This window comes from Mesorhizobium sp. M0771 (assembly GCF_040320155.1).
Classification (GTDB): Bacteria; Pseudomonadota; Alphaproteobacteria; order Rhizobiales; family Rhizobiaceae; genus Mesorhizobium.
Genome location: NZ_JAMYPC010000030.1, coordinates 15,590 through 37,464, shown reverse-complemented (window position 1 = coordinate 37,464; position 21,875 = coordinate 15,590). Strand labels below are relative to the sequence as shown.

The 21,875-nt window shown below is 63.0% G+C and carries 26 protein-coding genes; 7 read left to right on the top strand and 19 right to left on the bottom strand.

The annotated features are described in order from the left end of the window. Nucleotides 1-10 precede the first annotated feature (10 nt). The 7 genes from NKI05_RS29525 to coxB form a co-directional block, all read right to left on the bottom strand. Nucleotides 11-151 carry a L,D-transpeptidase family protein gene (locus NKI05_RS29525; protein ID WP_023668415.1) on the bottom strand — a complete coding sequence of 47 codons (141 nt, stop codon included), beginning with the start codon at nucleotides 149-151 and terminating at the stop codon, nucleotides 11-13. 76 nt (nucleotides 152-227) lie between these two features. After that, complete coding sequence (locus NKI05_RS29520) at nucleotides 228-1,109, bottom strand: cytochrome c oxidase subunit 3 (protein ID WP_023668416.1); 882 nt, start codon at nucleotides 1,107-1,109, stop codon at nucleotides 228-230. A gap of 1 nt (nucleotide 1,110) precedes the next feature. Further along, complete coding sequence (locus tag NKI05_RS29515; RefSeq protein WP_023740706.1) at nucleotides 1,111-1,737, bottom strand: cytochrome c oxidase assembly protein; 627 nt, start codon at nucleotides 1,735-1,737, stop codon at nucleotides 1,111-1,113. 8 nt (nucleotides 1,738-1,745) lie between these two features. Further along, the gene (locus NKI05_RS29510; RefSeq protein WP_023668418.1) at nucleotides 1,746-1,901 is read right to left on the bottom strand and encodes a cytochrome c oxidase system small membrane protein; all 156 of its coding nucleotides are present in this window, start codon (nucleotides 1,899-1,901) and stop codon (nucleotides 1,746-1,748) included. After that, complete coding sequence (locus tag NKI05_RS29505; RefSeq protein WP_023668419.1) at nucleotides 1,898-2,842, bottom strand: heme o synthase; 945 nt, start codon at nucleotides 2,840-2,842, stop codon at nucleotides 1,898-1,900. Before NKI05_RS29505 ends, NKI05_RS29510 begins: the two co-directional genes overlap by 4 nt. Nucleotides 2,843-2,913: 71 nt before the next feature. Next, the gene (gene ctaD / locus NKI05_RS29500; RefSeq protein ID WP_023668420.1) at nucleotides 2,914-4,566 is read right to left on the bottom strand and encodes a cytochrome c oxidase subunit I; all 1,653 of its coding nucleotides are present in this window, start codon (nucleotides 4,564-4,566) and stop codon (nucleotides 2,914-2,916) included. 38 nt (nucleotides 4,567-4,604) lie between these two features. Further along, a complete protein-coding gene (gene coxB / locus NKI05_RS29495; protein WP_050485823.1) occupies nucleotides 4,605-5,501 on the bottom strand; it encodes a cytochrome c oxidase subunit II in 897 nt (298 codons plus the stop codon). A gap of 363 nt (nucleotides 5,502-5,864) precedes the next feature. Between coxB and NKI05_RS29490 the strand changes: the two genes are divergently transcribed. The 5 genes from NKI05_RS29490 to NKI05_RS29470 all read left to right on the top strand — a co-directional run bounded on the left by NKI05_RS29490 (nucleotide 5,865) and on the right by NKI05_RS29470 (nucleotide 9,147). After that, complete coding sequence (locus tag NKI05_RS29490) at nucleotides 5,865-6,449, top strand: invasion associated locus B family protein (protein ID WP_023668422.1); 585 nt, start codon at nucleotides 5,865-5,867, stop codon at nucleotides 6,447-6,449. Nucleotides 6,450-6,518: 69 nt separating this feature from the next. Further along, nucleotides 6,519-6,716, top strand: coding sequence for a hypothetical protein (locus NKI05_RS29485; protein ID WP_023687147.1), 198 nt, complete (start codon nucleotides 6,519-6,521; stop codon nucleotides 6,714-6,716). Further along, nucleotides 6,713-8,416, top strand: coding sequence for a metalloprotease TldD (gene tldD, locus NKI05_RS29480; RefSeq protein ID WP_023816786.1), 1,704 nt, complete (start codon nucleotides 6,713-6,715; stop codon nucleotides 8,414-8,416). Before NKI05_RS29485 ends, tldD begins: the two co-directional genes overlap by 4 nt. 79 nt (nucleotides 8,417-8,495) lie before the next feature. Then, on the top strand, nucleotides 8,496-8,771 hold the full coding sequence (locus tag NKI05_RS29475) for an AbrB/MazE/SpoVT family DNA-binding domain-containing protein (protein WP_081725433.1): 276 nt from the start codon (nucleotides 8,496-8,498) through the stop codon (nucleotides 8,769-8,771). Beyond that, entirely contained in the window at nucleotides 8,758-9,147 is a 390-nt protein-coding gene (locus tag NKI05_RS29470; RefSeq protein ID WP_023687145.1) for a type II toxin-antitoxin system VapC family toxin, read from the top strand. Before NKI05_RS29475 ends, NKI05_RS29470 begins: the two co-directional genes overlap by 14 nt. Nucleotides 9,148-9,213: 66 nt before the next feature. Here the strand turns inward: NKI05_RS29470 and NKI05_RS29465 are convergent, their stop codons facing one another. Both NKI05_RS29465 and NKI05_RS29460 read right to left on the bottom strand, forming a co-directional pair. Further along, nucleotides 9,214-10,449, bottom strand: a complete 1,236-nt coding sequence (locus NKI05_RS29465; protein ID WP_023668426.1) for a class I SAM-dependent RNA methyltransferase — start codon at nucleotides 10,447-10,449, stop codon at nucleotides 9,214-9,216. Further along, nucleotides 10,446-11,240 carry a TlyA family RNA methyltransferase gene (locus NKI05_RS29460; protein WP_023816787.1) on the bottom strand — a complete coding sequence of 265 codons (795 nt, stop codon included), beginning with the start codon at nucleotides 11,238-11,240 and terminating at the stop codon, nucleotides 10,446-10,448. Before NKI05_RS29460 ends, NKI05_RS29465 begins: the two co-directional genes overlap by 4 nt. 146 nt (nucleotides 11,241-11,386) lie before the next feature. Between NKI05_RS29460 and NKI05_RS29455 the strand changes: the two genes are divergently transcribed. Continuing rightward, entirely contained in the window at nucleotides 11,387-11,788 is a 402-nt protein-coding gene (locus tag NKI05_RS29455) for a GFA family protein (protein ID WP_023816788.1), read from the top strand. Here NKI05_RS29455 and NKI05_RS29450 read toward each other — a convergent pair. The 9 genes from NKI05_RS29450 to NKI05_RS29410 all read right to left on the bottom strand — a co-directional run bounded on the left by NKI05_RS29450 (nucleotide 11,785) and on the right by NKI05_RS29410 (nucleotide 18,901). Beyond that, nucleotides 11,785-12,069: a hypothetical protein gene (locus NKI05_RS29450; RefSeq protein WP_031206164.1), complete on the bottom strand. Its 285-nt coding sequence runs from the start codon at nucleotides 12,067-12,069 to the stop codon at nucleotides 11,785-11,787. The two genes, NKI05_RS29455 and NKI05_RS29450, sit on opposite strands and share 4 nt — an antisense overlap. Nucleotides 12,070-12,216: 147 nt before the next feature. Continuing rightward, nucleotides 12,217-14,130, bottom strand: a complete 1,914-nt coding sequence (dxs, locus tag NKI05_RS29445; protein ID WP_023816790.1) for a 1-deoxy-D-xylulose-5-phosphate synthase — start codon at nucleotides 14,128-14,130, stop codon at nucleotides 12,217-12,219. Between the two features lie 101 nt (nucleotides 14,131-14,231). Continuing rightward, nucleotides 14,232-15,152: a pirin family protein gene (locus NKI05_RS29440; RefSeq protein WP_023687141.1), complete on the bottom strand. Its 921-nt coding sequence runs from the start codon at nucleotides 15,150-15,152 to the stop codon at nucleotides 14,232-14,234. Nucleotides 15,153-15,162: 10 nt separating this feature from the next. After that, a complete protein-coding gene (locus NKI05_RS29435) occupies nucleotides 15,163-15,429 on the bottom strand; it encodes a DUF2277 domain-containing protein (protein ID WP_023816791.1) in 267 nt (88 codons plus the stop codon). Nucleotides 15,430-15,467: 38 nt separating this feature from the next. Further along, the gene (locus tag NKI05_RS29430) at nucleotides 15,468-15,719 is read right to left on the bottom strand and encodes an exodeoxyribonuclease VII small subunit (RefSeq protein WP_023668433.1); all 252 of its coding nucleotides are present in this window, start codon (nucleotides 15,717-15,719) and stop codon (nucleotides 15,468-15,470) included. Between the two features lie 3 nt (nucleotides 15,720-15,722). Beyond that, nucleotides 15,723-16,649: a histone deacetylase family protein gene (locus tag NKI05_RS29425; protein WP_023692080.1), complete on the bottom strand. Its 927-nt coding sequence runs from the start codon at nucleotides 16,647-16,649 to the stop codon at nucleotides 15,723-15,725. Nucleotides 16,650-16,720: 71 nt separating this feature from the next. Next, on the bottom strand, nucleotides 16,721-17,698 hold the full coding sequence (locus NKI05_RS29420; protein ID WP_023692081.1) for a hypothetical protein: 978 nt from the start codon (nucleotides 17,696-17,698) through the stop codon (nucleotides 16,721-16,723). 85 nt (nucleotides 17,699-17,783) lie between these two features. Continuing rightward, nucleotides 17,784-18,158 (bottom strand): Imm8 family immunity protein, encoded by a 375-nt coding sequence (locus NKI05_RS29415; protein WP_023692082.1) that lies wholly within the window; start codon nucleotides 18,156-18,158, stop codon nucleotides 17,784-17,786. Between the two features lie 134 nt (nucleotides 18,159-18,292). Next, nucleotides 18,293-18,901, bottom strand: coding sequence for a TetR/AcrR family transcriptional regulator (locus tag NKI05_RS29410; RefSeq protein ID WP_023692083.1), 609 nt, complete (start codon nucleotides 18,899-18,901; stop codon nucleotides 18,293-18,295). 119 nt (nucleotides 18,902-19,020) lie between these two features. Here NKI05_RS29410 and NKI05_RS29405 point away from each other — a divergent pair, with 119 nt between their 5' ends. Further along, complete coding sequence (locus tag NKI05_RS29405; protein ID WP_023692084.1) at nucleotides 19,021-20,244, top strand: MFS transporter; 1,224 nt, start codon at nucleotides 19,021-19,023, stop codon at nucleotides 20,242-20,244. A 503-nt stretch (nucleotides 20,245-20,747) separates the two neighbouring features. Here the strand turns inward: NKI05_RS29405 and ribB are convergent. Then, nucleotides 20,748-21,848 carry a 3,4-dihydroxy-2-butanone-4-phosphate synthase gene (gene ribB, locus NKI05_RS29400; RefSeq protein WP_023685407.1) on the bottom strand — a complete coding sequence of 367 codons (1,101 nt, stop codon included), beginning with the start codon at nucleotides 21,846-21,848 and terminating at the stop codon, nucleotides 20,748-20,750. Nucleotides 21,849-21,875: the final 27 nt, after the last annotated feature.

Below are 21,875 nucleotides of genomic sequence, written 5' to 3'. Positions count from 1 at the left end.
TAGTCATGCTTTATGGCTCGATTTCGATCAGCGTTCCATCCGGCACCATAGTCCAGATTTCGTCCATGTCGCAGTCGGTAACCCCAATGCAGCCATCGGTCCAGTCGACCAATTGAAGCAGCCAGCCCGACCAGCCGAATCCGTTGGCCATTGATGGGCGCCGAAAAGAAGAAAGGCGACCGCGTTGCCGCGACCGCCCTTCTGATTTGTCGGTTCGGTGAAAGCCGTCAGTGGCCTTCGATCACCGCGCCGACCGATCCCCAGACGTAGATCGATGCGAACAGGAACAGCCAGACCACGTCGACGAAGTGCCAGTACCAGGCAGCCGCCTCGAAGCCGAAATGCTGCTTGGGCGTGAAGTCGCCTTTCCAGGCGCGGATCAGGCAGACCAGCAGGAAGATGGTGCCGATGATGACGTGGAAGCCATGGAAGCCGGTCGCCATGAAGAAGGTGGCGCCGTAGATGGAATCCTTGAAGCCGAACGGAGCGTGCATGTACTCGTAGGCCTGCACCATGGTGAACAGCATGCCGAGGCCGACGGTCAGCACCAGGCCGTTGATCAGGCCCTTGCGGTCGCCATGGATGAGCGAATGGTGCGCCCATGTCACCGTGGTGCCCGACAGAAGCAGGATGATGGTGTTGTAGAGCGGCAGATGGAACGGATCGAGGACTTCGAGACCCTTCGGCGGCCAGACGCCGCCAGTGAAAGCGGTGCGGGCGTAATTCTGCACTTCGCTCGGAAACAGGCTGGCATCGAAATAGGCCCAGAACCAGGCAACGAAGAACATCACTTCCGAAGCGATGAACATGATCATGCCGTAGCGCAGATGCAGCGACACGACGCGCGTGTGGTGGCCCTCATGCGCTTCCTTGATGGTGTCCGACCACCAGGCAAACATCGTGTAGAGGACGATGACCAGGCCGATGAAGAACAGCCATGGATTGGCGATGTTGTGGCCGAAAATCGGAAAATCGCCGTTCTTGAGATACTGCATCAGGGCGACGCCGCCGACTGCAGTCACCAGCGCGCCGATCGACCCCAGGAAGGGCCACGGGCTCGGGTTGACGAGATGGTAGTCGTGTTGTGGTTTTGCGTGCGCGTCTGCCATATCAACCCCCGAGATTTGCTTCGGTATCTGAAACTTTGCTGCTGCTGTTCGGCGTCGATGACGCCACCGGCTTGTTCTTTTGGACCGGGAACATGGTGTAGGACAGGGTGATCGTGTTCAAGTCCTTCAGTTCCGGCACGTTGACGATATCGGGATCCACATAGAACACGACCGGCATGTCCAGCGTCTCGCCGGGCTTCAGCGTCGTGTCGGTGAAGCAGAAACACTCGACCTTGTTGAAGTAGGGGCCTGCCAGTTCCGGCTGCACGTTGAAGGTGGCGCGGCCGGTAACGGCGCGGTCGAACTTGTTGGTGGCGCTGTAATGCGCCTGCGTGGTCTCGCCGATCTTGATGGTGACCGAACGGGCGACCGGCTGGAACTGCCACGGAATGCCGTTGGTGTTGGCGTCGAAGCGCACGGTGATGTCACGGTCGAGGATGCGGCCGGCATATTGCTTTTCGGCGCGCTGCGTGGTGCCGCCATAGCCGGTGGCCTGGCAGAACATCTTGTAGAGCGGCACCGCGGCGTAGGCCATGCCGATCATGCCGCCGAAGAAGGCGACGCAGACGGCGGCGACGACGCGGTTGGTGTTCTTCTTCCTGGGATCGGTCACGGTCTGGCGGGTCATCATCGGCCTCATCCGGTATGGCCGAATTTCACGATGGTCGCGACGTAGAAGATGACGACCAGAATCGCCAGCGCGACGCCGATCGCCGCCGAACGGTTGCGCCGCGCCTTCTTCTGGCTTTCGGTCAGCGTGACCAGTTCAAGCTTCTTGTCGATCATGGTCATGCTCCACCGATGGCCAAAGCGCGACCGACGACACAGTCGGCAAGATAGATGGCGAAGATGGCGAAGAGGTAGAGCAGCGAATAGGCGAACAGAGCCTTGGCCGGCTTCATGACGCGGTCGCTATCGGTCATGCACAGCACTTTCCAGGCATACCAGACGAAGCCGGCGCCGAGAGCCACTGATGCGACGCCATAGAAGGCGGTAGTGAAACCGAGCACCCAGGGCAGCACGCCGATCGGCGCCAGGATCAGGGCGTAGGCAAAGATCTGGCGGCGGGTCGAGGCCTGGCCGGCAACGTTCGGCATCATCGGGATGCCGGCCTTGGCGTAGTCGTCGGACTTGAACAGCGCCAGCGCCCAGAAGTGCGGCGGCGTCCACAGGAAGATGATCAGGAACAGGACGAGGCTTTCCAGGCTCACCGTTCCGGTCACCGCGGCCCAGCCGATGACCGGCGGGATGGCGCCGGCGGCACCGCCGATCACGATGTTCTGCGGCGTCGAGCGCTTCAGCCACATCGTGTAGACGACGGCGTAGAAGAAGATGGTGAAGGCAAGCAGCGCCGCCGACAGCCAGTTGACCAGCACGCCCAGCGTCATCACCGACAGCACCGAAAGCACAAGGCCGAAGCTCAGGGCTTCGCCGGGCAGGATGCGGCCGGAGGGTACCGGGCGGCCGGCGGTCCGGCTCATCACCGCATCGATGTCGGCGTCGTACCACATGTTGAGCGCACCCGAGGCGCCGGCGCCGATGGCAATGGCCAGGATGGCGATCACCGCCAGCAGCGGGTTGATGGTCACGGGCGCAGCGACCATGCCGACAAAGGCCGTGAACACCACCAGCGACATGACGCGCGGCTTCAGCAGGGCGAAGAAATCGCCCGACGTGGCTTCCGACATGCGAAAGCCCGCTTCGTCAATCATTGGGTCGTCGACAAGGGCCATGCGTACATAAGTCCAATCATTCCGTTGGCCGAAAACCGCCGGCGGGCCGGCGGTTTCGTATTCGGGCTGCCTTACTTGATCTTCGGCAGCTGTTCCCACTGGTGGAAAGGCGGCGGCGAAGGCAGCTGCCATTCGAGCGTCGTTGCACCCTCGCCCCACGGGTTGGCGCCGGCGACGCGCTTCTTCTGGAAGGCCTCGAACACGCCATAGAGGAAGATCACCACGCCGACGGCCGATATATAGGAGCCGTAGGACGACACCATGTTCCAGCCGGCGAACGCGTCGGGATAGTCGATGGTGCGGCGCGGCATGCCGGCCAGGCCGAGGAAATGCTGCGGGAAGAAGATCAAATTGACGCCGACGAAGGTGACCCAGAAGTGGGTGTTGGCGATCACCGGCGAGTACATGTAGCCGGTCATCTTGGGGAACCAGTAGTACCAGCCGGCGAAGATGGCGAAGACCGCGCCAAGCGACAGCACATAGTGGAAGTGGGCAATGACGAAATAGGTGTCATGCAGCGAGCGGTCGAGGCCGGCGTTGGCGAGCTGGACGCCGGTGACGCCGCCGACCGTGAACAGGAAGATGAAGCCCAGCGCCCACAGCATCGGCGTCTTGAACGAGATCGAGCCGCCCCACATCGTCGCGATCCAAGAGAAGATCTTCACGCCTGTCGGTACGGCGATGACCATGGTGGCGAAGACGAAGTAGCGCTGCGTGTCGAGCGACAGGCCGGTCGTGTACATGTGGTGCGCCCAGACGATGAAGCCGACGGCGCCGATCGCGACCATGGCGTAGGCCATGCCGAGATAGCCGAACACCGGCTTCTTCGAGAAGGTCGAGACGATGTGGCTGATGATGCCGAAGCCCGGCAGGATCAGGATGTACACTTCGGGGTGACCAAAGAACCAGAACAGATGCTGGAACAGGATCGGATCGCCGCCGCCATCCGGGGCGAAGAAGGTGGTGCCGAAATTGCGGTCGGTAAGCAGCATGGTGATGCCACCGGCCAGAACCGGAAGCGACAAGAGCAGCAGGAAGGCGGTGATCAGAACCGACCAGGCAAATAGCGGCATTTTGTGCAGCGTCATGCCCGGCGCGCGCATGTTGAAAATGGTGGTGATGAAGTTGATGGCGCCGAGGATCGAGGACGCGCCGGCAATGTGGATCGACAGGATCGCCAGATCCATGGCCGGCCCGGGCTGGCCGGAGGTCGACAGCGGCGGATAGAGCGTCCAGCCGCCGCCAACGCCATAGGCGCCGGGCGCGCTCGGCATGAAAGCCGAAGCGATGAGCAGCAGGAAGGCCGGCGGCAGCAGCCAGAACGAGATGTTGTTCATGCGCGGGAAGGCCATGTCAGGCGCGCCGATCATGATCGGCACCATCCAGTTGGCGAAGCCGCCGATCAGCGCCGGCATGACCATGAAGAAGATCATGATCAGCGCGTGCGCGGTGCCGAAGGCGTTGTACATGCTCTTGCCGCCGTCGATGGCGGCATCGCCGTTCATGCCATAGACCATCTGCGCCAGACCGGTGAAGATCTGGATGCCCGGCTCCTGCAGCTCCATGCGGATGACGACCGAAAGCGCGCCGCCGACGATGCCCGCGAAGATCGCGAAGATCAGGTAGAGCGTGCCGATGTCCTTGTGGTTGGTGGAGTACACCCACCGGACCCAGCCATGATAGGGCTTGTGGTCGTGGTCGTCGTGAGCTGCAGCTTCTGCCATGGTCGGCTCCGTTCCCTAATTCTTGCTAACCCGCGGCATCAATTGCCGGCGGCCGCTACCTTGTTGGTACCGTCGACCTCGGCCATCAGCGCCTTGTTGGCGCCGGGGAGGTCGGTCTTGGCTGCTGCCAGCCAGGTCTTGTACTGCGCATCGGATACGACGCGGACGGCGATCGGCATGAAGGCATGGTCCTTGCCGCAGAGCTGCGAGCACTGGCCGTAATAGATGCCTTCCTTTTCCGCCTTGAACCACGTCTCGTTGGTGCGGCCGGGAACCGCGTCCATCTTGATGCCGAAGGCCGGAACGGCAAAAGAATGGATCACGTCGGCTGCGGTAACCAGGACGCGCGTCATGGTGTTGACCGGCACGACCAGCTCGTTGTCGACCGCCAGCAGGCGCGGATAGACCTTGCGGTCTTCCTTGCCGATCGCGGCTCGGTCGGCGTCCTGCAGGATGGCCGAGTTGAAGGAGAGCGTGTTCTCGGTCTGGTACTCATAGTCCCAGTTCCACTGATTGCCCGTTACCTTGACGGTCAGCTTGGCCTCTTCCGGCGGCGTGTACTGCGCCGTCAGCAACTGGAACGAGGGAATGGCGATGAACAGCAGGACGACGACCGGCCCGACTGTCCAGATGATCTCGATCAGCGTGTTGTGGCTGGTCTTGGACGGAACCGGGTTTTTGCTGGCGCGGAACCTGAAGATGCACCAGGCGAGAAGCGCCAGAACCAAAGCAGTGATCGGGACGACGAACCACATCGTGTAGTTCCCGAACCACTCGATCTGCCGCATCATGTCTGTCGCCGGCGGCTGAAAAGTCATCTCCCACGGCTGCGGCTGGGCCGCATGGGCGGAGGCACCGGCGAAAAATGCGGCGGCGGCGCCTGCCGTTGCCATCAATTTGGCGCTTGCTGGGAATTTTCTCATCGCCCTCTTCATCTCCCGGTTCCTCGCGATCGCGACGCAAGAATATCGAACAATGCCGGGATGGGAATCCCGGACAGTCCCAAGGGTGGTTCAAACCATACTCTATTTCCCTCCGCAAGAAAGGAGCGGGCGAAACCGTGCGGCATTTTTGCGCGCAAGTGCTGCCGCGCTGTTTCGACGGCCTCGTGGCCCGCGCGGGTCGTCGACAGACAGGCTATGCGGGCTTGTGTCCGGAATGCGCCCGACGGTCGCAATTCGGGCGAATTTGCTAGGGAAAAGCGCATTATTGCGCCAGCCGGGGCTGACCGGCGGTCGCCCTATCCTTTACTTGGCCTTGGCGCGGCTTAAAGTGCCGTGATTCGCAATGGAGCCGTCATGACCTCTTGGCTTTCGAGAAACGCCTGGCATTCGAAGAGCGCCTGGCATTCGAAAAGCGCTTGGCTTTCGAGAAGCGGGGCGAAGGTCGTTTTTCTCGCCGCCCTGATCGGTATCGGCTCGTCCGCAACCGGCGTCGCCAATGCAGCGCAGCCCAGCGGCACGGTCAAGTCAACGCATGGCGCGTGGTCGATCATCTGCGACACGCCGGCCGGCGCCACCTCGGAACAATGCGTGATGATGCAGAACGTCGTTGCCGAGGATCGCCCGGAAATGGGACTGTCCGTCGTCGTCCTGCGCACCGCCGACAACAAGGCCGAGATCCTGCGCGTGCTGGCCCCGCTCGGCGTTCTGCTGCCCAATGGCCTGGGCCTCAATGTCGACGGCAAGGATATTGGCCGCGCCTATTTCGTGCGCTGCTTCCAGGACGGCTGCTATGCCGAGGTCATTCTCGAAAAGCCGCTGCTCGATACGCTGAAGACCGGGACGTCGGCCACCTTCATCGTCTTCCAGACGCCGGAAGAAGGCATCGGCATCCCCGTCGACCTCAAGGGCTTCGCCGACGGTTTTGCCGCCCTGCCCTGAGCTTGATGCTTGCGAAACCGTCTTTCCTCACAATTCCCACGGGTTTGATCTTTGGCTGTGGGGGTCATCATGCGTGCTTGTTCTTTGCTTTTGTCGACCGGTCTAATCCTGACCGGCGCCGCTTCCGTCGCCTTTGCCGAGGATTCCGAAATCATCACGGCGCCCGATCCGGCCGTCATTTTCGAGCTTGCGAAAGGCTATGGCTCGGCCAAGATGGACAAGGACGACGGGGCGATCCGATGGTCTCGGGCCGGCTTCAGGGCATGAAATATGTCATCTACTTCTATGGCTGCGAAAACCATGAGAAGTGCAAGTCGATCCAGTTCTCCTCGGGCTATACCGACCCCTTCACGGCCGACCAGGCCAATGAATGGAACAAGAAATATCGCTGGGTGAAGGCCTTTTCGGGTGACGGGTCGAACTTCAAGATGGATGTCATGTTCAGGGGCGGGGCTACCCGCTCCTACCTGCTGCGGATCGTCATTGCGGATTGTGCAGGCGCGTCTTCGCGCCTACATCGTGGCAACACCATTCCTCCTGTGAGCGGACCTGCCATGAACAGCCTGACCGGCCAATTCGACATTTCAGATGATCGCATCAAGCGGATCGTCGCCGACACACTGAACGGCGCCGACGACGGCGAACTGTTCCTCGAATACAGCGAGAGCGAAGCGCTGATGTTCGACAATGGCAGGCTGAAGACCGCCAATTTCAACACCGACCAGGGTTTTGGCCTGCGCGCCGTGGCCGGCGAGGCCAGCGGCTACGCTCATTCCAGCGATCTTTCGGAGGCGTCGCTGCTGCGCGCCGCCGACGCCGTCTCGACAGTCAGGGGCGGCTATTCCGGCACGCTTGCCGCGGCACCCGCGCGCACCAACCGCCATCTCTATGGCGAGGAGAACCCGATCCCCTCGCCCTCCTTCGAGGTCAAGGCCAAGCTGTTGCAGGAAATCGACGCATGGCTGCGCGCCGAGGACCCGCGCGTGCGCCAGGTGACGGCCTCGCTCGCGGCGTCCTGGCAGCATGTCGAGATCGTGCGCGCCGACGGCCAGATCGTGCGCGACATCCGCCCGCTGGTCCGCATCAACGTTTCCGTCGTCGTCGGCGACGGCGACCGCCAGGAAAGCGGCTCCTATGGCATGGGCGGGCGCAAGGCGTTCGGCGAGTTCCTGGTCGAGGACGCCTGGAAGCATGCGGCCAGGGAGGCGCTCAGGCAGGCGCTGGTCAATCTCGAAGCCATTCCCGCGCCGGCCGGAACGTTCGACATCGTTTTGTCCAGCGGCTGGCCAGGCGTGATGCTGCACGAAGCCGTCGGCCATGGGCTGGAGGGCGACTTCAACCGCAAGAAGACCTCCGCCTTTGCCGGCCTGCTCGGCCAGCAGGTCGCCGCCAAGGGCGTTACCGTGGTCGATGACGGCACCATGCCGGAGCGGCGAGGTTCGCTGACCGTCGACGATGAAGGCACGCCTTCGGCCCGCAATGTGCTGATCGAGGACGGCAAGCTTGTCGGCTACATGCAGGACCGCCAGAACGCCCGGCTGATGGGCATGAAAGCCACGGGAAACGGCCGGCGCGAAGGCTATGCGCACCAGCCGATGCCGCGCATGACCAACACCTATATGACGGCGGGCGACATGGAGCCGGATGAGATCATCGCCTCGGTCAAGAACGGCATCTATGCCGTATCCTTCGGCGGCGGCCAGGTCGACATCACCTCAGGCAAGTTCGTGTTCGGCTGCACCGAGGCCTACATGATCGAAAACGGCAAGGTGACGCAGCCGATCAAGGGCGCCATGCTGATCGGCAACGGACCGGACGCCATGCACCGTGTGTCGATGATCGGCAACGACATGAAACTCGACACCGGCATCGGCATGTGCGGCAAGGCCGGACAAGGCGTGCCGGTCGGCGTCGGCCAGCCGCATCTCAGGATGAACCAGATGACGGTCGGCGGCACCAGGGTTTGAGCGAGGAGACGTCGGCGGGCTTGAATAGCTCCCCTCACAGGGATATCTTACCTTTGTCTTACACAAGGGTAATACCGCAATGGGTGCAATAGAAAAGCTTATAACGACCGTCTCGACCAAGGGACAAGTCATCCTGCCCAGCGCTATCCGCAAACGGAGGGACTGGGGCGCGGGCACGCGCCTGCAGGTCGAAGACACACCGGACGGTGTACTTTTGAGACCGGCGCCTGCCTTTGCCCCGACACGACCAGAAGATGTCTTTGGTGTCCTGCCGCACAGTGGCAGACCGAAGACCTTGGAGGAAATGGACGCGGCCGTCCTTGCTGAAGCACGGCGGCGCCATGCTCGCGATTGATACCAACGTTGTCGTCAGGTATCTGACGAACGACGATCCCGAGCAGTCCCCGCGAGCCCGGCGGCTGATCGACGGTCAGCCCGTTTTCGTCGCCGTCACGGTGATCCTGGAGGCTGAGTGGGTGCTGCGCAGCGGCTATGGTTATGATCAGGCCTCGATCGTCAATGCACTGCGGGTGTTCGGCGGGCTTCCCACTGTCGAGATAGAGGATGCTGCGATGGTCTCTTCCGCGGTCGATCTAGCCGAGACGGGAATGGATTTCGCCGATGCGCTCCATCTGGGCAAGTCCTCGCACTGCTCAGCATTTGTGTCCTTCGACCGTAAGTTCATCAAGGCCGCACAAGCGGCCGGGTACGAAAGCGTTCGCGAAGGCTAGTTTGCCAGCCGGCTACGTCTTGCGGGGGGCGGCAAACTCAAGCACGGCCTTGTGAAAATCGGCGGATTAACGTCGCCGTTTCGGCTTCTCCAGCAGCGCCACGGCCTCGACATGCGGCGACCACAGGAACTGGTCGATGGGCGTGACGCTCTTCAAGATGTAGCCGCCGTCAATCAGGATGCGCAGGTCTCGTGCCAGCGTCACCGGATTGCAGGAGACGGCGGCGACGAACGGCACATCCGAGCGGGCGATCTGCTTCGACTGGTCCTCGGCGCCGGCGCGCGGCGGGTCGAAGACGACGCCATCGAAAGCATTCAGCTCCTTGAACGTCAGCGGCCGCCGGAACAGGTCGCGGCGTTCGCCGGTTACCCGCTTCAGGCCGGTGGCGAAGCGCGATCCGCGGTCGAGCGCCGAAAGGGCTGCCGCGTCGCCTTCGACCGCGTGGACTTCGGATTTGGCCGCCAGCCGAAGCGCAAAGCTGCCGCAGCCGGCGAAAAGATCCGCGACTTTCCTGGCACGCTTCAGATGTCCGCCAACGAGATCGGCCATCGTCTGTTCGGCGGCTTGCGTTGCCTGCAGGAAGGCGCCAGGCGGTATGGCGACAGCGACGGTGCCGAACATGACCACCGGCTTTTTCGGCTCGATGACAATCTCGTCGTCGATCGAAAGCCGGGCAAAGCCATTGGCCATGATGAAGTTGGAGGCGACCCGGCGCTGGTTCTCGCCCAGCTTGCCCGACTCATAGACAGCGACGTCAAGCCCCGAGCCCGTCACAGTGACCGCCATCCGGAACGATTTGGTGGTGGCGCAAACCAGGTCGGCGACCGACCTCAAGCGATCGAGCGCGGCAACGATCTCCGGCAGCGAGATCGGACATTCCTCGATGGGGATGATTTCCGGCGACAGATGGCGATGGAAGCCAAGCAGCATGCCTGTGTCGGCGCGCCTGGCGGCAAGCACGACGCGGCGGCGTGTGTGTGGCGCACACGGCACCAGGGCGCCGATGTCGCCGGCAATGCCTTTCAAGGCATGCACGACCTTGTCGCGTTTCCATTGCTGGTAAGCGTCGGCTTGCAGATGCTGGACGGCGCAGCCGCCACATTCGGTGAAATGCCGGCAGGCCGGATCGATACGCAGCGGCGACGTCTCCAATACCGCCATCAGCATGGCGCGATCCCTCTCGCGCGCGGCGGTGACGGTCTCGCCGGGCAGGGTGAAGGGAATGAACAGCTCGCCGGTTTCCGTCTCGGCGACGCCGTCGCCCTGCGAACCCAGTCTCTTGATGGTGAAGCCCGTGCTCATCGGTCCTTGGTCCCGGCATCCTTGGTCCCGGCATCCTTGATCCCGGCAAGCAGGAATTCGCGATTGCCGTCCCCGCCTTCGATCGGCGACATGTGCAAGCCCAATGTACGCCAGCCAGGGACGCCTTCGAGCCATTCCTGCAGCAAGCCGGCCACACGGGCGGCGTCATAAGGGTCTTTCAAAAGACCGCCCTTGCCGATCGCCTCGCGGCCGGCCTCGAATTGCGGCTTGACCAGAAACACCGCACGAGCGCCGTCCCGTGCCAATGCCAACGCCGGTGGCATCGCCAGTTTCAACGAGATGAAGCTTACATCGGAGACGATGAAATCCGGGATGCGGCCGCCGAGATCGGCAGCCGTGAGCTCGCGAGCGTTGAGGCCCTCGATGACCGTCACGCGCGGGTCGCCCGCAATGTCGGGATGCATCTGGCCGTGGCCGACATCGATGGCCGTGACATGGGCCGCGCCGCGTTCGAGCAGCACCTGGGTGAAGCCGCCGGTCGAGGCGCCGATATCGAGAGCTTCACTACCCGCGGGATCGAGACTGAAATGGTCGAGCCCGGCGATCAGCTTCAGCGCCGCGCGTGAGACATAACCCTGCGCCGGATCGTCGATGACGATGAGACAGTGCGGCAGAACCGTCTGGCCGGGCTTGCGGGCGACCACGCCGTCGACCGTCACGGTGCCGCGCTCGACCGCGTCGCGGGCGCGCGAGCGGCTCGCAAACAGGCCGCGCTGGACGAGCAATTCGTCGAGCCGCTGGCGTGTGCTGGCTGGCAGAGGGGAGTTCATCGGCCTTCATGGCGAAAGCCGGCCGCGAAGGCAAGGACATTGGCATGGGAGGACGTCGAGACCCGGGCCGCAAGCCAGTCCGCCCGGTTGAATATCGCAGCCAGTCCGGCAAGATGTAGAGGCTCAGGCAATGCGGAGGAAGACGAATGCTGACGGGAACCTGCCATTGCGGCGTCGCCCACTGGACCCTGGAAGGCGATCCCGGCCCGATCACGGCCTGCAATTGCACGCTTTGCCGCCGCTATGGCACGCTCTGGGCCTATGACTTTGTCGACGAGCGTATCCGGCTTGCGGGGCCTGTGCAGTCCTACACCCGCGCCGGGAAGGAGACGCCGTCGCTAGAAATCCTGTTTTGCCCGACATGTGCCTGTGTGCTTGCCTGGCGCGGTTTGCGCCGCAGCGACAGCGGCCGCACGCGGATCGCCGTCAATGTCAGGCTGGCGCCGCCGGAGGCGGTCGCCGACCTGCCGATCGATCATTTCGACGGGCTGGAAACTTATGACGACCTGCCGCGCGATGGACGCTGCGTGCGCGATATGTGGTTTTAGAAGATCGTCCGTGAGACCTGCCGTTCAACGGCCGGCATCAGGCCGTCGCTTCCGTCATCTGAAGCCTGCTTGCGAGGGCGCTCGACAGCAACGACTGGTGCGTCCGGCATGACGACAAGCTGCGGCACCTGCTTGTAGGAAAAAGCGCCCCTGATATCGCCCATCTTGCCGGCAACGATGCCTGCCACCGCCTGTTCGAGCTTGCGGTCATAGCGCGTCTCGGCCATGGCCGGCGCGGCGATGACGGCCAAAAGGGCCGCGCCGCACAGAAGCGTTCGCATTGTTTTTAACTCCCTGCCTGGCTCTCGTTCTAGCAGGGGGGCGTTGAAAAACGGCCAAAAGACACGGTAAGCAAAACGCCAAAAGGAAGCGTTAACACAGCGTTAGGGTTGCTGCCGACAACCGCTTCAGAGGCGTGAGGTTTTGATTCAGGCGCGTTGCGCGCGCGCGGAATGGCCGAGCGCGACGAACACGGTGCGCACGATGCCGGCCGCGTCGAGCCCGGCATCGGTATACATTTTTTCCGGCTTGGCGTGGTCGGTGAACTCGTCCGGCAGCACAAGCGGCCGAACTTTCAGACCGCTTTCCAGCAAGCCTTCATGGGCGAGGAACTGCAGCACGTGGCTGGCGAAACCGCCGACAGCGCCCTCTTCCACCGTCACCAGCACTTCGTGCGAGCGGGCGAGACGGCGGATCAAATCCTCGTCCAGCGGCTTGGCGAAACGGGCGTCCGCAACCGTCGTCGAAAGCCCTGCCGCGCCGAGTTCCTCGGCCGCCAGCAGACAGTCCTGCAGTCTTGTGCCAAAGGACAGAAGCGCCACCTTGGTGCCTTCCCTGACGATGCGGCCCTTGCCGATTTCGAGCACCGAGCCGCGCTCCGGCATGTCGACGCCGACGCCATTGCCGCGCGGATAGCGGAAGGCGATCGGGCCTTCGTCATAATAGGCGGCGGTGCGCACCATGTGGCGAAGCTCCGCCTCGTCGGCGGCCGCCATCACCACGAAGCCCGGCAGCGTCGCCAGGAAGGTGGTGTCGAAGGCGCCGCAATGGGTGGCGCCGTCGGCGCCGACGAAACCGGCGCGGTCGATCGGGAAACGCACGGGCAGTTTCTGGATCGCCACATCATGGACGACCTGATCGTAGGCGCGCTGCAGGAAGGTCGAATAGATGGCGGCGAAGGGCTTGTAGCCCTCGCTGGCGAGGCCGGCGGCGAAGGTCACGGCATGTTGCTCGGCAATGCCGACATCGAAGGTCCGGGTCGGAAACGCTTCGCCGAACAAATCGAGGCCGGTGCCGTTCGGCATGGCGGCGGTGACGGCGACGATGCGGTCGTCCAGGCGGGCCTCCTGGACCAGGCTCTCGGCGAACACCTTGGTGTAGGCCGGCGCATTGGCCGGGGCCTTGGTCTGCGCGCCGGTGATGACGTCGAACTTGTTGACGCCGTGATATTTGTCGGCCGCGGCCTCGGCCGGCGCGTAGCCCTTGCCCTTCTGGGTCACGACATGGATCAGCACCGGGCCGTCGGCATGGTCGCGAACGTTCTTCAGCACCGGGATCAGATGCTCGAGATTGTGGCCGTCGATCGGGCCGATATGGTAGAAGCCAAGCTCCTCGAACAGCGTGCCGCCGGTGACGTAGCCGCGCGCATGCTCGACCGCCCGCTTGATGGCGCGGTCGGCGCGCTTGCCGAGATAGGAGGTCAGCTTCTTGCCGAAATCGCGCAGGCCAAGATAGGTCTTGCCCGACGCGAGCCGCGCCAGATAGGCGCTCATGGCGCCGGTCGGCGGCGCGATAGACATGTCGTTGTCGTTGAGGATGACGATCAGCCGGGCATCGAGCGCGCCGGCATTGTTCATGGCTTCATAGGCCATGCCGGCGGACATGGCGCCGTCGCCGATGACGGCAATGACATTGTTGTGGCCGCCCGAGAGGTCGCGCGCCATGGCCATGCCGAGGCCGGCGGAAATGGAGGTCGAAGAGTGCGCGGCGCCGAACGGGTCGTATTCGCTCTCGGCGCGACGGGTGAAGCCGGACAGGCCGCCTTCTTGCCTGAGCGTTCGGATGCGGTCGCGGCGGCCGGTCAGGATCTTGTGTGGATAGGCCTGGTGGCCGACATCCCAGATCACGCGGTCTTCCGGCGTGTTGAAGACATAGTGCAGCGCCACCGTCAGTTCGACGACACCGAGGCCGGCGCCGAGATGCCCGCCCGTATGCGAGACGGCATCGATCAGCTCGGCGCGCAGCTCCGAGGCCAGCTGCGGCAGCTCGCTTTCGTCAAGCTTCTTCAGGTCGGCTGGAATGCGGACCTTGTCGAGAAGCGGCGTATGCAGCGTTGCGTTCACTGTTAAAGGGCCTGCTCAGCTATGATGCGCGTCGATCATGGCGAAATATGCCTGCGTCGCCGGAATGTAAATGCGTGTCAGTGACGCGGGTGATGCTGACGTTAATTGTCCGGTAACGGAATGAACTCTTCCTCATCTCCAGGAACGATATCGAAGCGGCCCGTCTTCCATTCCTGCTTGGCCTGTTCGATGCGTTCCTTCGACGACGAGACGAAGTTCCACCAGATGTGGCGCGGAGAGCCGAGCGAAGCGCCGCCGAAGAGCATGAAATGGGCGCCGCGCTCGGACGACACGACGATCTCGTCACCAGGCCGGAACACCAGCAGCCGTTCGGCCGGAAAACGGTCGCCCGAAACCGAGACATCGCCGTCCAGCGTGTAGATGGCGCGTTCCTCGGCGTCGGCGGGAATTTTGACGCTGGCGCCGGGCGCCAGCCTCAGATCGGCGTAGAGCGTCTCGGTGTCGGCTCTTACCGGCGAGCGCAGTCCCTGGAAATCGCCGATCACCACGCGGCCGGAAACACCTTCGGCGTCGATCTCGGGCAGAAGGAGCGCGGCCGTGTTCTCGAACACCGGCGCCACTTCCTCCTTGCCGTCGGGCAAAGCCAGCCATGTCTGCAGGCCGGAGACCGACATCGGCGCGCCGCGCAGTTCTTCGGGCGTGCGCTCGGAATGGACGATACCGCGGCCGGCGGTCATCAAATTCACGTCGCCCGGCTGGATGACCATCTCGGTGCCGAGCGAATCGCGGTGCCTGATATTGCCGTCGAACAGATAGGTGACGGTGGAAAGCCCGATATGCGGGTGCGGGCGCACATCCATCGCCTGGCCGGCACGCAAGATCGCCGGCCCCATGCGGTCGAAGAAGATGAAGGGACCGACCAACCGCCGCTTTGCCGTCGGCAGAGCGCGGCGAACCTGGAAGCCGCCAATATCCTTGGCATTCGGAATGACCATCAACTCGATCTGGTCGCTGGCGAAGGCGTCGCCAGGCTCAGGGTCCTTGCCGGGGAAGAAACTCATCTGGATGTCCTCAGGCGAAGCGGAGCGCCGATTTGGCTTTCGCCTTGGCCGCCACCTCTTCGCGATTGCGCGGATGATGCGTGGTTTCCAGCGAATGCAGCAATTCATGCGCCGATTCGGCGATCGCCTCGACGGCACGGTCGAAGGCCACCTGGTTGCGCTGCGAGGGGCGCGTCGTTCCGCTCAGTTTGCGCACGAATTGAAGCGCGGCGTCGCGGATCTCGTCATGGGTCGCCGGCGGCTCGAAATTGAACAGGGTCTTGATGTTTCTGCACATGCTTGAACTCCTATCTGCTTTATGCCCGCCCCATTCCACTACTCCGCGTCGAGCGGCTCCGTTCCCACCGGTTTGCCATCACGCGACAGCCTGATCTTCTCGACCTTGTCTTCGGCCGCCTTCAGCAGCCGGTCGCAATGGGCCTTCAGCGCCTCGCCGCGCTCATAGATCTTGATCGACTGGTCGAGCGGCACGTCGCCGCGTTCGAGATCATCGACGATCTTCTCCAGCGCGTCGAGTGCCTGCTCGAAGCTCATCGCCTTGACGTCTTCATTTGCTTCGCCAGCCATACTTTACCCCTTCATCAGCCGCCCGACATGGGCGGCCACCGAAAATGCCAGTCCTTGCAGATCGTAGCCGCCCTCGAGCAGGCTGACGAGCCGGTTGCCGCTGTGGCGCCCGGCGCGCTCCAGCAGTTGGCCGGTCGCCCAGTCGAAATCGCCCTCGTTGAGGTTGATCTCGGCCAGCGGATCGCGATGGTGGGCGTCGAAACCGGCGGAAATGATGATCAGATCGGGCGCGAAATTGTCGAGCGCCGGCAGGACGCGCGACAGCAAGGCATCGCGAAAGACCTCTGAGCCGGTCTGTGGCGCCAGCGGCGCGTTGACGATGTTACCGGCGCCGGTTTCGGTCTTGGCCCCCGTGCCGGGATAGAGCGGCATCTGGTGCGTCGAACAATAGAGCACCGACGGATCGTCCCAGAAGATGTCCTGCGTGCCGTTGCCGTGATGGACGTCCCAGTCGACGATGGCGACGCGCTCAGCGCCGTGTTTCTTCTGCGCATAACGCGCGGCGATGGCCGCGGTGTTGAACAGGCAAAAGCCCATCGCCGTGGTCTTTTCGGCATGGTGGCCGGGCGGACGCGCGGCGACGAAGGCGTTGGCGACACGGCCCTCGAAGACATCGTCTACGGCGGCATTGGCCGCGCCGATGGCGGTCACCACCGCCTGCCAGCTTTTCGGGCTGGCGCTGGTGTCGGCGTCGATCGGGGCAATGCCGCTTTCAGGGATCGCGGCGCGGACCCGAGCCACGAAATCCTCAGGGTGGGCATAGAGGATCGTCGCCTCGTCGCCTTGCGGCGCCGTGACCCGATCGAGCGCCGCAAAGGCCTCGTCATCGAGCACGCGCTCGATGGCGCGCAAGCGGTCGGGTCGCTCCGGATGACCGGGCGGCGTCAGATGTTCGAGGAAGATCGGATGGGTGTAGAGCCTTGTGACCATGACCCGATATAGGCGCGCCCGGCCGCTTTGACCATGGTTTGACGCCGCGCCGCCCCGACGTTCAACAGGGTTTAGGTGCTCGGCTGCGTCCAGCGCGAGCCGCCGAATGAGGCCAGCGCCTTGTCCCTGAGCTCCCGGAACTTGGACGACGCCTCGGCCAGCCGCTGGTCCCATTCGGCGTTCGGCACCTGGCCTTCAATCGTCCTAAAATAGACCTGCATCAGGCAGGCGATGGCGAAGGGTTCGATGAATGCCGCCTTGAAGGCCCAGGCCAGCAGGATCGCCAGCACGAAGGCCCAGCCGCCGAGCTGCCCCGGGATGAACCACATGATGGCGGCGGCCGGCGCCAGCATCAGCAGGAAGATGACGAAGGACACGCCCCACATGATCACCGCCAGCCAGACGGCGTTCTTGACCATGGTCTTGCCGTTCTGGGCATAGAGCACGACGCCTTGCCGCGCCGTCTCGAAGGGCGAGGACGAGTTGATGCGGATGTTGTAGCCGAGGATGATCTCGTCGACATAGGTCAGCGACAGGCGGATGACTGTGTTGATGAAAGCGACCAGGCCGCCGAGGCCCGGAATGGGCAGGAAGGCGGCGATGCCGCCGATCAGGCCGGTGATGGCGCGGATGGCGCCCTTGACCAGCTGGTCGAGCACGAAAAGGATGTTGGCCTCGGCGAAACGCTCCTTCACAACATCCTTGGCGTAGGCGATCTGGTCCTGGCCATTGGGAACGTCCCTACCGTCGATCAGATGGACCATGACGGCGATATGGCCGGCTTTGACGACGTAGAGGATGTATTCGCGGATCCAGTAAAGCGCGATCGAAACGACGCCAATGCCGACGATGCCGCCCCAGAGTGCAAAGGACAGCGGCCCGTCGGGATCGGTGGAGATGTGGCCGACGCCATAGCCGACCGAGGCGCCGCTGCCGGTCGCCACGATATAAGCCAGCGTGATGCCGAAATAGACGATCATGCGAAAGACGATGAACGGCCATGTCCTGATCATGATGGACACCGACCTGCCGATTTCGAAATCCCACATGCGCCCGAATCTCCCCTCAGAGAATGGACGGCGAGGATGATCCCGGGCCTGGAATTGTCAACATCGGCAAATCCCGAGTCGTGGGTCAGTTTGAAATCTGAAGGTGATAGTCGAACTCCCAGCGTCCCAGCCTCGTTAGTTGCGCAGCTATCGCGTCCCATGTATCGCCCTCGGTAGCTGCGCAACGATCTATGAGAAACTTTTCCAGTTCAGCGTAGTCGAATCTGAGCATGAAAATTACGCTGTCTCCAGAAAACACGTTGCCGCTTTGCGAGCGAAGAAAATAGTTCGGAGAGCAGACTGTCGCCGTAAATGCGTCGGCGCTCGCATCTCCTTCTGGGCCCGCGTAGAAATCTATAGTAATGGAAAAGTCGGTGGGATCGCGCGGCTTCCACGTGTCAAGGGCGAATGTGCCAGCTTTGGTCTCTACAACTCGGTGACCCTTGTATTGTGCTCTCATAGGGGCAATTCTCCACGCTTTCTATAGGTGCCCGCACCATCGGCTTCTCAGCTTCCTTCGCCTCGATCAGCGCAACGATGTCCGCAATCTCAAACTGATCCACTGCCAAAATGCCGGGTCTCGGCGGTGAGATTTCAGACCGGCTGAGGACCCTGCTTCTTCAGCAACCCTTCGAGCAACTGTTTGAAGGCCGCCACCACGGTCTTCGACGTCGCTTCGGGGTCGCTCGAATTGGCGATGCGCTGCGCCGCCTGGCTGCTGGCGCCGTTGATCAGCCGCGCGGCGGTTTCGGGGTCGACACCGGGGACGACCACCCCCTCCTGCTGCAGAGCGGTCAGATGATCGGTCATTGAACCGACGCAGGCATTGGCATTCGGCCATTGCGCCGGATCCCCCAGCACGGCCGGGCCATCCCTGAACATGATGCGCTGGATTTCGGGCTCCAGCGCCATTTCGATATAGGTCGTGCATTCGTCGACGAAATGCTGCCAGCGGGTCGGCGCTTTCGACGCGATCTCATTTATGCGAACCGCCATCTCGCCATCGATTTCGGCGATGACCGCCTGCAGCAGCCCCTTCTTGTCGCCGAAATGATGGTAGAGCGCGCCGCGCGTCAGCCCGGCCGAGGCGGTGAAATCGTCCATCGACGCCTCGGCATAGCCGATCGTACCGAAGGCATGGCGGGCCGCCGTGATCAGCTTGGCGCGCGTTTCGGCGATCATCTCCTTGCGGGGTCTGTGCATGGTTCTGGCCTTATTCACATACGCATCGTATGCCAATTGACATACGCCGCGTATGCACTATCTTACAATCATACGCATCGTATGTAATTGTTGAATTGGCCTTTGTCGAGGAGCCCGCAATGCAAAACCCCTACGCCGAAATCTTTCGTGCCCCCGGAGCCAAGGGCTTTGCCAGCGCCGGCTTCCTGGCGCGCCTGCCGATCGCCATGGCGCCGATCGGACTCGTGGCGATGCTGTCGCAAACGCATGGCGAATACTGGCTGGCCGGCGCCGTCGCGGCGACCTTCGCGCTGAGCAATGCTTTCGTGGCGCCGCAAATCTCAAGGCTGGTCGACCGGCTCGGCCAGACGCGTATCGTTGTTCCCACCACCATTGTCACCGTGATCGCCTTTGCGGTGCTGATTGCGGCAGCCAATCAGGACTGGCCGCTATGGACATTGTTCGTGTCGGCATTGGCGGCTGCCGCCATGCCCAGCATGCCGGCCATGGTGCGCGCGCGTTGGACCGAGATTTTCCGCGGCCGGCCGCAGATGAACACCGCTTTCGCCTTCGAGTCGGCTGCGGACGAACTCGTCTACATCGCAGGCGCATCGCTGTCGGTGGGCTTGAGCGCCGCCCTCTTCCCCGAAGCTGGTGTTCTGGTGAGCACGCTGTTCCTCGCCATCGGCTCGACAGCTTTCATCCTGCAGCGCTCGACCGAGCCGCAAGTGCGGCCGGTGGATCGTGTCACAAGCGGCTCGGCAATCCGGCTGCGCCCAGTGCAGATCATCACCTTCGCCCTGATCTTCGTCGGCACCACCTTCGCGACGACGGAAGTGAGCACGGTGGCGATCACCAAGGAACTCGGCCAACCGGGCGCCGCCAGCCTCGTTATCGGGGTCTATGCGCTGGGATCGTTCGTGCTCGGCCTCGTTGTCGGCGCGCTCAATCTGAAAGCACCGTTGCAGCGCCAACTGGCCATCGCGGTCGCTCTTGTCGCGCTCGGCACATTGCTGCCCCTAACGGCCGGCACCGTGCCGCTCTTGGCGCTGGCCGTGTTCATCAGCGGCGTGGCGATTTCGCCGACCTTCATCACCGCCTTCGGCCTGATCGAGCGGCACGTGCCGGAAGCGATGCTGACCGAGGGGATCACCTGGGTGATGACCGGGATTGGCATCGGCATGGCGCTGGGCTCGTTTGCCGCCGGCGCCGTCGTGGACGCCTTTGGAGCTCAGAACGGGTTCTGGGTCTCGGTGGCGGCCGGCACTATCGCACTGGTCACGGTGCTCGCCGGCCAGCGCAGCCTGGCCACCCATGAATGCGAGCTGGACGGATGCGACGCGGCCGCCGTTCCCGCGGAATAGGAGCACAAGCGTCCGGTTCAGCTCACGGAACGGACGCCGTTCACCTTGAAGAAGCCGGGCTTCCTAGGAGTGTTCAAACCTGTTGCGAATCTCGTCCCCATCAACAACGACGACGGGACTTCCCAGTGTCTCGACCATATCCGGGTTCAGATGGGGTATTGTTTCAGCGCGCCCGACCATCGGCGGACATTCTCCGGCGCAATACACGACCGAGCTGGTGACACGCAGGATTTTCCACAGCGCTTCGTAGAGGCGCGGATCGTCGGGCGGCCGCGCGACGGTGAAGCCTGAACATCGCGAGGCATCGCCGGGGTCGAAATTGAGATAGAGGTCGGCCGACGACGCATCGTCATAGGCGACGACCCAGCAGGTGAATTCAGGTTCACGCCTGGTGACGAACGGCGCGAAGGCATCCTCGACGATCGATGTGGGGAAGTAGCTCTCTTTCCATCTTCAAAGCAATTGAGATAGGCCTCGAAGCTCATCCGACCGCCCCCTGTCCCCTAGAAAATCTCGGTCTTGGCGATATGAATGCCAAAGCCCTCAAGCCCGACATAGTGGCGTTCGCGCGAGGCGATCAAATTGATCGAGGAGATGCCGAGATCCTTGAGAATCTGCGCGCCGAGGCCGATTTCTCGCCACTCGTTCTCACGGCGGCGGGCCTCTTCGTGGTCCTCACGGTCGGCACTCATCGGCCGGTTGCGCTCCTGATGGGCGACGCCGACCGAACCCTCTCGGAGGTAAACGATGACGCCGCGCTTGCGTTCGCCCATCGCCTTCATAATGGCGTCGAGCCGGTGGCTGGTGCCGAACACGTCGGTCACCACATCCTCCGAATGCAGCCGCACCGGCACGTCCTCGCCGTCACGGATGTCGCCGAAAACGACCGCGACATGGTGCATGGAATCCCAGGGCAGCGTGTAGGTGAAGACCTGTGCCTTGCCGCCGAGTGTGTCGATTTCGGAGCAGGCGACGCGTTCGACCAGCGTTTCCTTGCGCTGCCGGTAGGCGATGAGGTCGGCGACCGAAACCTGCTTGAGGCCATGTTCCTCGGCAAAGCTCGCCACCTGCGGGCCGCGCTTGACGGTGCCGTCGTCATTGACCAACTCCGAGATCACGCCAACCGGCGGCAGGCCGGCAAGCTTGCAGAGATCGACCGCGGCTTCGGTATGGCCCGAACGCATCAGCACGCCGCCTTCCCTAGCGATCAGCGGGAAGATGTGGCCGGGGCGAACGAAATCCGAACCGCCGACATTGCCGTTGGCCAGGTTGCGCACGGTCAGCGTGCGGTCCTCGGCCGAAATGCCGGTGGTGGTGCCATGCTTGAAATCGACGCTGACGGTAAAGGCCGTGGTGTGGGCGGAATCATTGTCGGCGACCATTGGCTGCAGATTGAGCCGCTTGGCCTCCTCGCGCGGCATCGGCGTGCAGACGATGCCGGAGGTGTGACGGATGATGAAGGCCATTTTCTCCGGGCTGCAATGCACGGCGGCAACGATCAGGTCGCCCTCGTTCTCACGCCCGTCATCGTCCATGACGACGACGATCTCGCCGCGCTCGAAGGCGCGGATGGCTTCGACGATTTTCTTCTGATCGTATGGCATTGGCTCGCTTCGCTCGCAGGGAATAGG

Coding starts and splice junctions, on each gene's coding strand:
- NKI05_RS29440 (WP_023687141.1), bottom strand. CDS start 15,152: ATGAGTTTCTTCCCCGGCAAGGACCCTGAGCCTGGCGACGCCTTCGCC.
- NKI05_RS29475 (WP_081725433.1), top strand. CDS start 8,496: ATGGGTGCAATAGAAAAGCTTATAACGACCGTCTCGACCAAGGGACAA.
- NKI05_RS29425 (WP_023692080.1), bottom strand. CDS start 16,649: ATGGTCACAAGGCTCTACACCCATCCGATCTTCCTCGAACATCTGACG.
- NKI05_RS29490 (WP_023668422.1), top strand. CDS start 5,865: ATGACCTCTTGGCTTTCGAGAAACGCCTGGCATTCGAAGAGCGCCTGG.
- NKI05_RS29410 (WP_023692083.1), bottom strand. CDS start 18,901: ATGCACAGACCCCGCAAGGAGATGATCGCCGAAACGCGCGCCAAGCTG.
- coxB (WP_050485823.1), bottom strand. CDS start 5,501: ATGAAGAGGGCGATGAGAAAATTCCCAGCAAGCGCCAAATTGATGGCA.
- NKI05_RS29420 (WP_023692081.1), bottom strand. CDS start 17,698: ATGTGGGATTTCGAAATCGGCAGGTCGGTGTCCATCATGATCAGGACA.
- ctaD (WP_023668420.1), bottom strand. CDS start 4,566: ATGGCAGAAGCTGCAGCTCACGACGACCACGACCACAAGCCCTATCAT.
- NKI05_RS29435 (WP_023816791.1), bottom strand. CDS start 15,429: ATGTGCAGAAACATCAAGACCCTGTTCAATTTCGAGCCGCCGGCGACC.
- NKI05_RS29505 (WP_023668419.1), bottom strand. CDS start 2,842: ATGGCCCTTGTCGACGACCCAATGATTGACGAAGCGGGCTTTCGCATG.
- NKI05_RS29430 (WP_023668433.1), bottom strand. CDS start 15,719: ATGGCTGGCGAAGCAAATGAAGACGTCAAGGCGATGAGCTTCGAGCAG.
- NKI05_RS29525 (WP_023668415.1), bottom strand. CDS start 151: ATGGCCAACGGATTCGGCTGGTCGGGCTGGCTGCTTCAATTGGTCGAC.
- NKI05_RS29465 (WP_023668426.1), bottom strand. CDS start 10,449: ATGAGCACGGGCTTCACCATCAAGAGACTGGGTTCGCAGGGCGACGGC.
- NKI05_RS29520 (WP_023668416.1), bottom strand. CDS start 1,109: ATGGCAGACGCGCACGCAAAACCACAACACGACTACCATCTCGTCAAC.
- NKI05_RS29460 (WP_023816787.1), bottom strand. CDS start 11,240: ATGAACTCCCCTCTGCCAGCCAGCACACGCCAGCGGCTCGACGAATTG.
- NKI05_RS29415 (WP_023692082.1), bottom strand. CDS start 18,158: ATGAGAGCACAATACAAGGGTCACCGAGTTGTAGAGACCAAAGCTGGC.
- ribB (WP_023685407.1), bottom strand. CDS start 21,848: ATGCCATACGATCAGAAGAAAATCGTCGAAGCCATCCGCGCCTTCGAG.
- NKI05_RS29515 (WP_023740706.1), bottom strand. CDS start 1,737: ATGACCCGCCAGACCGTGACCGATCCCAGGAAGAAGAACACCAACCGC.
- NKI05_RS29405 (WP_023692084.1), top strand. CDS start 19,021: ATGCAAAACCCCTACGCCGAAATCTTTCGTGCCCCCGGAGCCAAGGGC.
- NKI05_RS29485 (WP_023687147.1), top strand. CDS start 6,519: ATGCGTGCTTGTTCTTTGCTTTTGTCGACCGGTCTAATCCTGACCGGC.
- NKI05_RS29510 (WP_023668418.1), bottom strand. CDS start 1,901: ATGACCATGATCGACAAGAAGCTTGAACTGGTCACGCTGACCGAAAGC.
- NKI05_RS29450 (WP_031206164.1), bottom strand. CDS start 12,069: ATGCGAACGCTTCTGTGCGGCGCGGCCCTTTTGGCCGTCATCGCCGCG.
- NKI05_RS29470 (WP_023687145.1), top strand. CDS start 8,758: ATGCTCGCGATTGATACCAACGTTGTCGTCAGGTATCTGACGAACGAC.
- tldD (WP_023816786.1), top strand. CDS start 6,713: ATGAAATATGTCATCTACTTCTATGGCTGCGAAAACCATGAGAAGTGC.
- NKI05_RS29455 (WP_023816788.1), top strand. CDS start 11,387: ATGCTGACGGGAACCTGCCATTGCGGCGTCGCCCACTGGACCCTGGAA.